Source organism: Pedobacter changchengzhani (assembly GCF_004354365.1).
Classification (GTDB): domain Bacteria; phylum Bacteroidota; class Bacteroidia; order Sphingobacteriales; family Sphingobacteriaceae; genus Pedobacter; species Pedobacter changchengzhani.
Genome location: NZ_SJCY01000002.1, coordinates 494,165 through 507,490, shown reverse-complemented (window position 1 = coordinate 507,490; position 13,326 = coordinate 494,165). Strand labels below are relative to the sequence as shown.

At 35.6% G+C, this 13,326-nt stretch carries 10 protein-coding genes; 7 read left to right on the top strand and 3 right to left on the bottom strand.

Annotation, left to right across the window (positions count from 1 at the left end):
• Nucleotides 1-119: 119 nt before the first annotated feature.
• Together EZJ43_RS04955 and EZJ43_RS04950 are read right to left on the bottom strand one after the other, a co-directional pair.
• Entirely contained in the window at nt 120-1,937 is a 1,818-nt protein-coding gene (locus EZJ43_RS04955; protein WP_133261559.1) for a hypothetical protein, read from the bottom strand.
• A 66-nt stretch (nt 1,938-2,003) separates the two neighbouring features.
• The gene (locus EZJ43_RS04950) at nt 2,004-3,779 is read right to left on the bottom strand and encodes an AsmA family protein (RefSeq protein ID WP_133261558.1); all 1,776 of its coding nucleotides are present in this window, start codon (nt 3,777-3,779) and stop codon (nt 2,004-2,006) included.
• Between the two features lie 608 nt (nt 3,780-4,387).
• Between EZJ43_RS04950 and EZJ43_RS04945 the strand changes: the two genes are divergently transcribed.
• The 7 genes from EZJ43_RS04945 to EZJ43_RS04915 all read left to right on the top strand — a co-directional run bounded on the left by EZJ43_RS04945 (nt 4,388) and on the right by EZJ43_RS04915 (nt 11,439).
• Complete coding sequence (locus EZJ43_RS04945) at nt 4,388-5,950, top strand: MiaB/RimO family radical SAM methylthiotransferase (RefSeq protein ID WP_133261557.1); 1,563 nt, start codon at nt 4,388-4,390, stop codon at nt 5,948-5,950.
• Between the two features lie 70 nt (nt 5,951-6,020).
• Entirely contained in the window at nt 6,021-7,253 is a 1,233-nt protein-coding gene (locus EZJ43_RS04940; protein ID WP_133261556.1) for a sigma 54-interacting transcriptional regulator, read from the top strand.
• Nucleotides 7,254-7,270: 17 nt separating this feature from the next.
• Nucleotides 7,271-7,789: an LptE family protein gene (locus EZJ43_RS04935; protein ID WP_243718038.1), complete on the top strand. Its 519-nt coding sequence runs from the start codon at nt 7,271-7,273 to the stop codon at nt 7,787-7,789.
• Nucleotides 7,790-7,841: 52 nt separating this feature from the next.
• Nucleotides 7,842-8,879 carry a hypothetical protein gene (locus tag EZJ43_RS04930; RefSeq protein ID WP_133261555.1) on the top strand — a complete coding sequence of 346 codons (1,038 nt, stop codon included), beginning with the start codon at nt 7,842-7,844 and terminating at the stop codon, nt 8,877-8,879.
• 12 nt (nt 8,880-8,891) lie between these two features.
• The gene (gene secG / locus EZJ43_RS04925) at nt 8,892-9,251 is read left to right on the top strand and encodes a preprotein translocase subunit SecG (protein WP_133261554.1); all 360 of its coding nucleotides are present in this window, start codon (nt 8,892-8,894) and stop codon (nt 9,249-9,251) included.
• 116 nt (nt 9,252-9,367) lie between these two features.
• Nucleotides 9,368-10,624, top strand: coding sequence for a putative DNA modification/repair radical SAM protein (locus EZJ43_RS04920; RefSeq protein ID WP_133261553.1), 1,257 nt, complete (start codon nt 9,368-9,370; stop codon nt 10,622-10,624).
• A gap of 53 nt (nt 10,625-10,677) precedes the next feature.
• Entirely contained in the window at nt 10,678-11,439 is a 762-nt protein-coding gene (locus tag EZJ43_RS04915) for a TIGR03915 family putative DNA repair protein (protein ID WP_133261552.1), read from the top strand.
• Between the two features lie 53 nt (nt 11,440-11,492).
• Here EZJ43_RS04915 and EZJ43_RS04910 read toward each other — a convergent pair whose 3' ends face one another.
• Complete coding sequence (locus EZJ43_RS04910; RefSeq protein WP_133261551.1) at nt 11,493-13,271, bottom strand: DUF885 domain-containing protein; 1,779 nt, start codon at nt 13,269-13,271, stop codon at nt 11,493-11,495.
• Nucleotides 13,272-13,326: the final 55 nt, after the last annotated feature.

The following is a 13,326-nucleotide window of genomic DNA, read 5'->3' as shown; positions in this document are numbered from 1 at the left end:
CTCCAATTTATATTAAAAATATTGCTGGCTTTTGCCAAAATTTTTAATGAGCTGAAACCAAGGGCTATGAGTTACCCTCCAATTTATATTAAAAATATTGCTGGCTTTTGCCAAAATTTTTAAAAGCGTTCACCCTGGCTTTCTTTGTGCCTTTGTAGTCTGCGGGCTTTTCTATTTGCCTTTCGCTCTTCTCTACTAATTTTAATGGCTTTAAATTTAGCAATGCTGAAGTCCATTTTATTGGTTTTTTCTTCCGTAATGCCAATACTGTACTTTATGCCCTGTAATAAACTGCGCCATATTAAATTAAAAAACGTGGTATTTTCAGGACGGTCATAAACCACATCAGCCGATACAAATTTCCCTGCAGTGTTGGGGTTTTCTGAGTTAATCATTAGCGCATTTGCTAAAAAAGAAAATAAGCCACGTTTAACTAAACGCCCTTGTTCAACATCTGTGCGCATCAGTGCGATGGATAAATCGTAATATTTAAAATCTACCTTACCAACCGATTTACGATGATTTGCCTTAAAATCAAACGCCAATTGATCTACATTTCCTTTATTAATTTGTACTAAACCCAATGGCTTCGTAATTCGGTTTATCACCCGCGCGTTGGTATTATGCAATTTACCTTTGTATGCAAAATCGCCATCTTTTGCAGTTAAGTTAAAATTAAAATCGATATCCAATTTACCTTGCCCCATTAAATAGGTTACAAAACTGGCTTTCATAATAGAATCTTTAGCCTTAGCAACAGGCAAATTGGTAAAATTAGAGATATTGCCTGCGGTGTGTTCAAAAGTTATTTCTCCCTTTAATTTACTTCTATTGCTGTAAACAGAATAGACAACATCGATATTTTTTAATAGGATATTCTTAATCTCTATCGGCAAATCGACGCTTTGAAGCAATTCGTGGGGAAAATGATTTAACTGGGTTTGGGTAGTAGATTTAGGAACACTATTATCATTAAAAACCGAAACCCTACCGTTATAAACTGACATTTTTTGTGCAACTAAATGTTGTTTTTTAATGTATAGTGGCAAATCAATTCCATCCAAAGCAATATTGTTCATTTCTATGTTGAACCGATCTACATTGTGACCAACTTTTTTTCCAAAAACCATTTCATCGTACTGTGGCACCAAGCCGAATTTTTTGATTGTTAATTCGCCGGTAGAAGCTTTAAACTCCAACTGATTCAGTTTTATTTTATACAACTTATCTGGCGTGGTATAGCTGTAATCATTCAAATTAAGATTTATATCTTTTATTAAATAAAAACGGTTTGGATCTTTTGCAGAAGTAGAATCGATAAGCAAATCATTTAGCGCAATATTTAAGTTTGCCACCGAAAAAACCTTAAGCTTTGCTACATTGTTGTTGATGTATTTAAAACTCGCACCCCTAAATTCGATATTTTCTATACTAAATTTGTTCAGCGTGTTCGAAATAAAATCGTAAGGAGATTTTACAGGTCGAGGAGGTTTGTTCTCATTAAAATCAAACTGCTTGTTAACCATAAGCAACTCCGGCCGATCGAAAATTAAATAATCGATGGTTAATGCCTTATCTTTTAGAAATGCTAAAGGATGAAAACGCTTAATTAACAGCTTCTTTAGCGATACTGTATATAAATTATTGGGCGCTCTTTTTAAAGTAATTAATTCTTTGTACCTGTTTGAATCGGCAATTATTGTTACATTTTTTAAAGATGCATTGCCCGTAACTACATTTATAGTCACATTTGTAAAATCGATCTTGTACAAACTATCGGTCGATTTATAAACAAGCGTTTTAATTTCGGCAGTTAATATGGGCTTATATTTAAAGTTTAGGTACGAGGCGAAGGCGATTAAAACCATCAAAACAAATACAGCCCCCCCAAATAACCATTTTAAAATTCTAAGTAGATTGCTGTTTTTCTTTGGCATGCAAAAAAGGCATAATATTTTTTACCAAGTTACATTTATTAAAACATTTTTGTTGGCAACACAAAGCTAATTTTTATCTTTTTTTGCCCTTTCTTTATCTGTGCGTTTTTGCTCCTTAATTTTATTAGCAATTACTTTTTGTTGCTTAACCGGACTTTTGTTCGGCACTATACTTACACCTACAATATCTTTAATGCCTACAAAAACAGTCTTCCACATTAAATTAAAAAAAGAAGCAGAATTAATCCTCGTGTTACTCATCGTTGCCGTTCTAGGCGGATCCCCTTTTGTTGGATTATCATTTTTAACCAAAAGCGTATTTGCCAGAAAAGATAAAAAGCCTTTCTTCTTTGTTCCTTCTCCATCAATATTATCCGATAGTAATTTAATTTTCAAATTCGAGTACAGCATATTCATTGATCCTGTTGCAGTACGTTGATTTCCGTTCGCTTTAAAATCTATGTGCTGTATCTGTCCGCTTTCAATTTCAACTAAACCTAAAGCTTTGGATAAAGGATTAAGATTCTTCATATCGAAATTATTCATGCTTCCGCTATACGTAAAAGCACCGTTTTTATCGGTAAGGTTAAAATCAATTTTAAGGTTCATTTTACTTAAACCCATAAGCTTCGTATTCAATTCGGCAACTGCATGATGATTTTTGGTTAACCTCAAACTATCATTAGTTACATTATAAATATGCCCGCTTAAATCTTTAAAATCAATGGTTCCAATTTTTTTACTTGCAGGATTGTATTCGCTATATTTTAAATCTACATTACTTAGTTTAAGCGTATCAATAATGGTTTCTATATCCAATCGCTTTAACGCCAAGTGCGGATAATTCATTCCTTTATCAATTTTGGGTGCCGGAGATTCTCTGCTCATAAAAACGGCAACTTTTGCAGGTCCAATTTTTAACGCCTTTGCGTGGATGGTTTGATCGGTACTCAACCCTAAAAAATCAACACCGTTAAATTCTATTTTGCTAAATGATAAATCGTATCTATCTTTTTGCGTTTTATATTTTCGGGCAAATGTAAGTTCAGGATATAACGGGATTAATTTAAGCTCTTTTATAATAATATGTTTTGATGAGGCAGAACCACTAATGGTATCCACTTTCATACGGTACATTTTATCTTTTGTTAATGAAGAATAGCCTGCAATTTGAAATGAAACATCTTTGGTGTAAAAAAATCTGGTTGTATCGTATTGAGAAAGAGAATCTAAAAGAAAATCTCTAACCGTAATATCCAGGTGTTTTATCGAATTTACCGTTCGGTTAGCGGTGCTCTTATTAATGTAATCGAAATCGGCATCCACAATTTTTAAAGTTTTTACATGGATAGATTTTAACGATTGCGAAATTTGTTGATAAAGTGTTTTTTCTACTTTAACAGTATCTATCTTCTTTGGCACTTTACTAAAAATAACGTTAATTGATGGATTATCTAAAATAATTGCACCCACTTCTACGCGCTTTTTAAAGTATGCGGTAATTATTCCAACGCTACTAATTTGCAACTTTTTAAGCTTAATTTCGAAAAGATTTGCTGGCGCTAAATGTTTCACCTTCAAACTATCGTAAACTGCCGAATCGGGCATTAGCGTAACATCGTGTAAGGCCAAACTACCCGTAACTAAGTTAAGATTAACTGCTTTAAAATCTATTTTATATAAATGATGAGAGGCATTGTAAACACCTTCTTTAATTTTTTCTGAAAGCAACGGTTTCCACTTGGCGCTGATGATGAGCGCTGCAATTCCTAAAATTATGATTATAGTACCAAAAATTCCACCCACCCAAATCCAAATCCTTTTTTTCTTGCTAACAGCCATAATTTATTGTTTATCAGTGTAGAACAATATTTTTAGTAAAAAGGTTTTCATTCAAGCCTTAACTTCTTAATGTTTTTAAGCTTTTTTGAAGTTTATCATTTCCCTTGTATCACTAAACAATCTTTAACTACTTTGAAACATTAAGGCATTAAGAAACATTAAGCCATCGGTTCTTAATTATCTTAACTTCTTAATGTTTTTATCTTTTTTTGAGGATATCATTTCCTTTGTATCACTAAACAATCTTTAACTATTCTGAAACATTAAGGTATTAAGAAACATTAAGCCATCGGTTCTTAATTACCTTAACTTCTTAATGTTTTTAAGCTTTTTTTTTGAGGATATCATTTCCTTTGTATCAAAGAAGAAATCTTTGTTCGTGCCTAAAAGATTTGTCCACTGCGGTAGAAAGGGCGATGCTTATAACGTGTAAACAACGCTGGGCGCAAAAAAATGGTAATTTATACGCTTTATTTAATAAACGATAAATTTTAATGTGCATTTACCAAATAAAAATAATCGTTTTGTAAACATTATCACAAAACCTGTCAAACTGTCATTTCTAATTTTAATTGTGTATTTTTGCAGTCCAAAAATGTTTTTATAAAATGATTGATTTGCCAGTACAGGATAAAACACACGATGAAGCGAGGCAGGGAGAGGCGCTAATTTTAGAAGCGCCTTTAAAAAGCGATGCGCGTAAATTATATATAGAGAGTTACGGTTGCGCTATGAATTTTGCCGATAGCGAAATTGTAGCTTCCATTCTTTCTGAAAAAGGATTTGAAACCACTGGAGATTACCACGAAGCAGATGTTATCTTTATTAATACCTGCTCCATCCGCGAAAATGCAGAAACCCGTGTTAGAAACCGATTATCACAATTTGGAGTTGAAAAACGCAGAAACCCAAAATTAATTGTTGGTGTTTTGGGTTGCATGGCAGAGCGTTTAAAGTCGAAATTTTTAGAAGAAGAACGCTTGGTTGATGTTGTGGTTGGGCCCGATGCGTACCGCGATTTACCCAATTTAATTGAGCAGGTAGAAAGTGGACATAAAGCTGTAAATGTTTTATTATCACGCGAAGAAACTTATGCCGATATTAGTCCGGTTCGTTTAAATAGTAATGGCATAACAGCCTTTATTTCTATTACAAGAGGTTGCAATAACATGTGCTCTTTCTGTGTGGTGCCTTTTACGCGAGGTAGAGAACGCAGCAGAGATGCGCACTCTATCGTTGCAGAAGCAAAATCGTTATTCGAAGCGGGTTACAGAGAGGTTACGCTATTAGGGCAAAATGTAGATTCATACTTTTGGCAATCTTCTACATCAGAAAATGTTGCTACAAAAACAGATGAAGCCGATGCTTTGAACACCTTAACTGGTGATGCACTGCTTGATGCCATGGTAAACAGAACCGATTGGCCTGCAACACGAAATGAGGGCGCCGCTGTGGCAAACCTTGGTGCTAAAGGTGCTGTTGAAACTGTAAATTTTGCACAACTTTTAGAATTAACTGCTTTGGTTAATCCTGCTTTAAGGGTTCGTTTTTCTACTTCGCACCCAAAAGATATTACCGACGAGGTTTTACATACCATTGCGAAGTACGATAACATTTGTAATTACATTCATTTACCGGTACAATCAGGAAATACGCGCATTTTAGAATTGATGAACCGCACCTATACCAGAGAGTGGTATATTAATCGCATTGATGCAATTAAGAAAATTATTCCGGGTTGTGCAATTTCGACAGATATTATTGCTGGTTTTTGTGGCGAAACAGAAGAAGAGCATAAAGATACGTTAAGCATGTTGGATTATGTGGTGTACGATTTTGCCTATAATTTTACGTATTCAGAACGACCAGGAACTTTAGCTGCACGTAAACTGGCAGATGATGTACCTGAAGAAGTTAAAAAGCGCCGTTTAGCTGAAATTTTAGCCAAACAACAATCGCACTCTTTAATGCGTTTACAAGAATGGGTTGGTAAAACAATTCACGTTTTGATAGAGGGCACTTCAAAAAAATCCGATCAAGATTATTGTGGAAGAGGAGATAGCGGTGCAATGGCAATTTTCCCAATTGTTGATGGTGTAAAACCCGGAGACTACGCAGATGTATTGATAGAAAAATGTACATCAGCTACGCTTATTGGAAAGATAGTATAAGAAAGGTGGAAGGTAGAGGGTTTAAGGCTTAAGGTCTCAAATCTCAAATCTAATTACTCAAATCTAAAGTATGGATACACAAAATATTAAACAGCGCTTCGGGATTATTGGCAATTCGCCTTTACTTAACCGGGCGATAGATATTGCAAGCCAAGTTGCGCCAACTGATATGTCGGTTTTAATTACTGGCGAAAGTGGTAGCGGCAAGGAAGTGTTCTCACATATTATTCATCAAATGAGCGTTCGTAAACACGGTGCTTTTATTGCTGTAAATTGTGGCGCCATTCCCGAGGGTACAATAGATTCAGAATTATTCGGTCACGAAAAAGGATCTTTTACTGGTGCGCATGAGGCACGAAAAGGTTATTTCGAAGTAGCAAACAGTGGTACAATTTTTTTAGATGAAGTTGCAGAATTGCCGTTAGGAACTCAAGCGCGTTTATTAAGGATTTTAGAAAGTGGCGAATATTTACGTGTTGGTTCATCCAAAGTACAAAAAACAGATGTAAGAATTATCGCTGCCACCAATGTGGATGTATATAACCGCGTTAAAAACGGGAAATTTCGCGAAGATTTGTATTATAGATTAAACACAGTACCGTTGCGCATACCTGCTTTGCACGAGCGAAAGGAAGATGTTTTTCTTTTATTTAGGAAATTTTCTGCCGATTTTAGCGACAAATACCGCAGTCCGGGCATTCAGTTAGAACCAGATGCAGTTCAAATTTTAACCAATTACAGCTGGCCAGGAAATGTTCGCCAACTTAAAAATATAGCGGAACAAATTTGTGTTTTAGAAAAAGACAGAAATGTAACCGGACAAGCTTTATTGGGTTATATTCCGAATGAAACAGGCAGTAATTTGCCCATGACCATCAATTCACAATCAAAAGAAGATTTTACAGAAAGAGATATTTTGTACAAAGTTTTGTTTGATATGAAAAAGGACATGGTGGAGCTGAAGAAATTAGTTGCAGAAATTATCCAACACGGCGGCAATACGGCATCCGTTTTGGCCGATAATCCTCAGTACATTAATCAATTATACCGCGATGTGGAACTGCCCGCCGGCCATGAGCACGCGTTTACCATTCAACAACCCAATTCTAACAACAGTAGCAATAACGATTATTTTGCCCAGGATGTAGAAGAAGTGGAAGAATCGTTATCGTTAATTGATAAGGAATCTGATTTGATAAAGAAAGCGCTTAAAAAACATAAGGGAAAGCGCAAATTTGCTGCACAAGAATTGGGCATCTCCGAACGTACCCTCTATCGGAAAATTAAGGAATTAAGTTTATAATTGTTAAAAGGAATAAAATGATGCACTTTAAAAGGAAAATTAACTTATTTGGCTTATTTGTTTGCTTGGCGTTAAGCTCGTGCGCATATTCGTTCGGTGGCGCATCAATTCCATCAGAAATGAAAACCGTAACCGTGCGCTTTTTCGAAAATAATGCGCCTCTAGTTATTCCTACTTTAAGCCAGCAGTTTACCGAGGCGATTAAAACACGAATACGGAACCAAACTAGGTTAAGTATTACACAAACCGATGGACAAGCCATATTTTCTGGCAACATTACTGGCTATGAAATTAGACCAATTGCACTTCAAGCTAATAGCAACCCAACCGCTGGTGCAAACCGTTTAACCATTACCGTTAACGTAAAATTTAATAATACTTTAAAAGTTAAAAGCAGTTTTGATAAAAGCTTTAGCAGATATTATGATTTTCCTTTAAATGGCGCTACCATTCAATCTCTTTTGCCAACCGCAATCGAAAATATAAATAAACAGCTTACTGAAGATATTTTCAATGAAGCTTTTGCCCAATGGTAATAAATTTAGAAAACACACATACATTTTTTAACTTAGCGCCAAACCCTTGTAAATGGAAAATCAACAGCTTCTGGCAGATTTATTAAAACACCCCGAAAAGGTGTTGCCAGCGCATGCTTCCATTTTAAAGGAAATGATTTCGAAATATCCGTATTCGCAACCGTTTCGTGCGTTATTGGCAAAGGCCGATGAGGATTTTTTGACCACTGCAGCACTATTCTCAAACTCAAATGCGCTTTTCAATATCATCAATGCTAAAAGTGTAGAAAATAAAAAAGATCAAATCGAACTTATTGATGCTAAAAATGAAGCTTTAATAGACGATTCAGATCTGTTTGAAGAAGCAAAAGAAGATGAAAATCTTTCTACACCAGAAATGCTGACGGCAGTCGAGATTGAAACACCCCATAATTTACCCGGAATTGATCGTCACTTAATGGATATTTCTCACGAGGAAGAAACTTCAAGTCAGAATATGCCTGAGGAAGAATTGATTTCGTTTGAACAAATCCCCAATCAAACAGTACCCGAAGCGCCAGAGATTGAAACCGTTGTTCCTGATGAACCAGAAATAAATTATATTTCTAAATATGACGATGATAAATTGCCTTATACGTTTTTATGGTGGCTGGCAAAAACCAGAAAAGAGCACGAACAAATATTTCAGCCTTATGCGCAACCAAAAAACCAGGTTGTAAATCAGCAGAGCGCTACGGCAAATAAAGAGTTTCAACAACAATATATCGAGCATATTTTTCATATACAAACCCCTTTTGAGGTTGCGGATCATTTGGCAGAATATCCAACAGCAGAAATTAAGGATGCTAAAGGTGCAGGGATTATTGACAAATTTTTAAAAGAAGACCCAATTATTAAGCCCCCGAAGCCAGAGCAAATTGATAATGAAAACAAGGCTAAGAAGAGCGCAGAGGATCATTATGATTTGGTATCAGAAACTTTAGCTAAAATTTACATCGAGCAAATGCTTTACCACAAGGCAATAGATACTTATAAAAAATTAAGTTTGAAATATCCGGAAAAAAGCCGTTACTTTGCCGACCTTATCCAATCTATAGAAAAGAAATTATAAAAATATTATACCATGGTAACCTTTTTAATTATATTATTAGTTATTGCTTGTGTGGCTTTAGGCCTATTTGTTTTAGTTCAAAACCCAAAAGGTGGCGGTTTAGCTGCTGGTTCTGCAAGTAGTAACATGTTTGGTGTGCAACGTACTGGAGATGTTTTAGAAAAAGGATCGTGGGTACTTATCGCTTTAATTGTGGTGTTAACATTATCAATTACCACTATTGGCAAAACTGGTAATCATGATGCAGCTGGAAGTTCTAAAATTCAAGAGCAATTAGATAAAACACCTAACCAAGCGCCACTTAACTTGGGCGGTGCTGGCGCAACTGCACCAGTAACACCACCAGCAGGTACCGATACTTCAAAAAAATAAAGAACTATATTCTAGTTTGAAAAGCTTCCTCGAAAAGGAAGCTTTTTTTGTTTAAACTTAAAACATTTTACTAATTATTTTAGTTTAATTACTATATTTGTTAGTAAACTGTTTCTATGCACAACCGAATTCTCGAAAAACTCAACATTTTAGCCGATGCGGCGAAGTATGATGTTTCTTGTTCCTCAAGCGGAGGAAATAGAAAAAACACCAATAAAGGTTTGGGCGATAGCCATTCTTCGGGCATTTGCCATACTTATACTGAAGATGGGCGATGTGTTTCGCTATTGAAAATTTTATTAACCAACCATTGTATTTTCGACTGCCTTTTTTGCGTATCGCGGAAAAGTAACGATGTGCAAAGGGCGGCTTTTACGGTTGATGAAGTGGTGGAATTGACCATGAACTTTTATAGAAGAAATTATATAGAAGGTTTATTCCTAAGTTCTGGCATTTTTAAAAATGCTGATTTTACTATGGAAAGGTTGCTACTCGTGGTTAAAAAACTACGGTTAGAGCACAACTTTAACGGCTATATTCATTTAAAAACTATTCCGGGCGCTAGCGACGAACTGATCAAAGAAGCCGGACTGTACGCCGATAGAATGAGCATTAATTTAGAAATGCCTACAGAAGCTGGGTTGAAATTATTAGCACCTGAAAAAAATCATGCCGATGTAATAAAGCCGCTAAGTTTTATCCAACAAAATATAGCACAATTTTCGGCAGATAAAAAATTGATTAAGCATGTACCTAAATTTGTGCCCGCAGGCCAAAGTACGCAAATGGTTATCGGCGCTACTCCCGAAACGGATAAGGAAATAATGTACACAGCGAATGCTTTTTACAAAAACTTTGCGTTAAAAAGAGTTTACTATTCGGGTTATGTACCCATTAGTAATGATACACGAATGCCAGTTTTGGGCACGCAACCTCCCCTACTTCGAGAAAATAGATTGTACCAAACAGATTGGTTAATGCGGTTTTATGGATTTAAAGTACAAGAAATTTTAAATGATGCCAATCCAAATTTAGATGTAGATATTGATCCAAAGTTAAGTTGGGCAATTAGAAACATGCAACATTTCCCTATTGATGTTAATAAAGCCGACTACGCAATGATATTGAGAATTCCTGGTGTTGGTGTAGGCTCGGCTAAAAAAATTGTACAGGCGCGCAAATTTGGTAAATTAAGGGTAGATCAGTTAAAGAAAATTGGTATTGCTTATAACCGAGCTAAGCATTTTATAATATGCGCCGATTCTCCACAGCAAATTAAAGATTATCAAGGCACACAGATAAAAGCTTTTATTTTGGCAGAAAGTGACAGTAAATATTTAAAAACAGATAGCAATCAGCTCATTTTATTTTAATGAAATTCTCATTCAACAAAATAAATAACTTCAAACAACGTATTATCCGATAAATGATTTACACATTCGATGCTTCACTATCAGGGCTATTAACAGCTGTGTTCGAATGTTTCGAAAGGAAACAAAATTATATCACTTTAATTGAGCAGAGACTTTACCAACCCTCGGCTTTTGATGAAAGTTTACAAATTATAACCGATCAAGAAAAAGCAGACCGAGTTTGGAAAGGTTTAAAAGAAAAAATTAATAAAAATTGGCTTAGAACGTTTTATTGTACCTATTTATCCGAAATTCCCGAAGCTTATCAACATCTTTTAGATTTCGCTATCTACATATTTCAAAACAAAAAAGGCGCAGAAAATAATTACGGCAATGCACATATTATTGCGCTTTCTAAATTTGCAAAAAGTGTAGAAAGGGAAAAGCATAGAATGGAAGCTTTTATTCGATTTCAAAAAACGCTAGACGGAATTTTTTATGCAACGATCGATCCCGATTTTAATGTATTGCCGTTAATATCTAACCACTTTAAAAACAGATATGCGGATCAGCAATGGATAATTTACGATACTAAACGTAAATACGGACTGCATTATAATTTAAATACCGTTGAAGAAATAACCATAAATTTTAGCGAGCAGGCCAATAATGAAAAGCTTTCTGAAATTATTATGGATGAAAAAGAAGCCCTTTATGCTATTTTATGGAAAGCCTATTTTAAAAGTGCAAATATCGAAGCCAGAAAGAACACTAAACTTCATATCCAACATGTACCAAAAAGGTACTGGAAATATTTAACGGAGAAGCAGGTTTAAAAAAGCAAAATATTATCGTCATCCGATAGCTATCGGATGACGATTGTCAAAAATTATATTACACTTGCAGCCCAATTATCCATTTTAGTTTCGAAAACAGAAAGCGGTAACGAACCATCTTTCAAAACTTCATTGTGAAATTCAGCAAGTTTAAACTTAGCGCCTAATTGTTTCTCATATTTCGTTCTCAATTCTCTAATTTTCATTGCACCAGTTTTGTAACCCAAAGCTTGTGCAGGAATACCCATATAACGCTCAATCTCTGCAGTTGCACCCTCGGTACTAATCGCTTCGTTATCTGTCATATATTTTATGGCCTCTTCTCTAGTCATATTTTTGGTGTGGATTGCAACATCAACAACCAACCTTACAGCTCTATGCATTTCATCGCCCAAAGCACCCATATATTGATAAGGGTCTTGATATAAACCCAATTCTTTACCTAACGATTCGCAATATAACGCCCAGCCTTCTACATAAGCATTGTGCATACCAAACCTACGGAAGTTTGGTAACGAAGTATTTTCTTGCGTTAGCGAAATTTGGTAATGATGCCCCGGAATAGCTTCGTGTAAGAAAAGAGATTCCATTCCCGATGTAATATTAAATTTAGTCGCATCTAAAATCGGCACATAGAAAATACCTGGGCGTTTACCATCTGCCGAACCTTGGTTATATTCTGCACTTGCCGAAGCGGCTCTGAAAGCTTCAGTCTGGCGGATTTCGAAAGGTGTTTTTGGCACATGATCAAACATTTTTTTCAGGTTCGGAATCATGCGTTGATGGATGTTTTCAAAAGCATCCAAAATCTCTTTCGGATTTTTATACGGCATAAATTTCTTATCCGTTTTCATATACTCGAAAAAAGCCTTTAAATCTCCTTTAAAGCCAACCGAATTTTTTACGCTGTTCATTATGCCTTTAATTCGTGCCACTTCTTTTAACCCAGTTTGGTAAACCTCTTCGGGCGTTTTATTGGTGGTGGTTTGTTGCCTAACTAAATATGCATACCAATCGGCACCGCCCGGCATTGCCGACCAGCCTGAAGTGGTTCTCGCCTTTAGCAAGTATTCATTTTTAAGGTAATCGCCCAATTTTTTATAAGTCGGAATAATCACATTTGTAATCGCATTGCTGTATTCGGAAGTAATCTTCTGTTTCTCGGCTGCAGAAAAACTTGCTGGCATTAACTTAACAGGATCATAAAACAAACTCTTTTCTGGCGTAGTTACAACCATACTTTCCATCTGAGGAATCATTTTTACAACCAATGCTTTAGGGAGCACAATGCCCACCGCAGCACCTTTTTTGAAATTGCCAATGGCCGTATCTGCCCAAACAGAAAAAGCGCTCATACGCTTCAGCCAATCTTCGTAATTTTTTACCGTTTTAAATGGTTGCGCACTTGTGCCCGACCCCAGTTGCCCGATGGTAAGTGGCAACGCAAACATTTGATTAAAAGGCAAATACTCCGAATGATATTTCAAACCTTCAATGTTCATGTCGAGTTTATCTTTTAAAACATCGAAAGATAATTGATCGTTATGGTTTAAACTTTTCCTGTCGTATTTTTTTAAACTGTCTAAATAATTTTCGTTGTAAGCTTTGTATTTTTTTATAAATTCTTGCGAACCATCATTAGGTAAAAGATCGTTGTATCTTTCATCGCCAATAAAAGTGGCGCTTATCGGATCCATTTTCAATCCATCTTGATAGTAGTTTTCGCACATGGCGGAAAATGCTTTGTTTTCGGCGACATTATTTGATGTGCCTTTTTGTTTACAAGCCAAAATTGTGGCGAAACAACCTGCAAAAAGCAGTGTCTTTTTCATTTTATTTTGATTTAGGTGTAATCAAAAATACATATTTTGGATGATGAATTGTTAG

What these genes read in the sequence shown, in the direction of transcription:
- EZJ43_RS04955 (WP_133261559.1), bottom strand. Translation starts at nt 1,937, where the DNA reads ATGCCAAAGAAAAACAGCAATCTACTTAGAATTTTAAAATGGTTATTT.
- EZJ43_RS04950 (WP_133261558.1), bottom strand. Translation starts at nt 3,779, where the DNA reads ATGGCTGTTAGCAAGAAAAAAAGGATTTGGATTTGGGTGGGTGGAATT.
- EZJ43_RS04945 (WP_133261557.1), top strand. Translation starts at nt 4,388, where the DNA reads ATGATTGATTTGCCAGTACAGGATAAAACACACGATGAAGCGAGGCAG.
- EZJ43_RS04940 (WP_133261556.1), top strand. Translation starts at nt 6,021, where the DNA reads ATGGATACACAAAATATTAAACAGCGCTTCGGGATTATTGGCAATTCG.
- EZJ43_RS04935 (WP_243718038.1), top strand. Translation starts at nt 7,271, where the DNA reads ATGATGCACTTTAAAAGGAAAATTAACTTATTTGGCTTATTTGTTTGC.
- EZJ43_RS04930 (WP_133261555.1), top strand. Translation starts at nt 7,842, where the DNA reads ATGGAAAATCAACAGCTTCTGGCAGATTTATTAAAACACCCCGAAAAG.
- secG (WP_133261554.1), top strand. Translation starts at nt 8,892, where the DNA reads ATGGTAACCTTTTTAATTATATTATTAGTTATTGCTTGTGTGGCTTTA.
- EZJ43_RS04920 (WP_133261553.1), top strand. Translation starts at nt 9,368, where the DNA reads ATGCACAACCGAATTCTCGAAAAACTCAACATTTTAGCCGATGCGGCG.
- EZJ43_RS04915 (WP_133261552.1), top strand. Translation starts at nt 10,678, where the DNA reads ATGATTTACACATTCGATGCTTCACTATCAGGGCTATTAACAGCTGTG.
- EZJ43_RS04910 (WP_133261551.1), bottom strand. Translation starts at nt 13,271, where the DNA reads ATGAAAAAGACACTGCTTTTTGCAGGTTGTTTCGCCACAATTTTGGCT.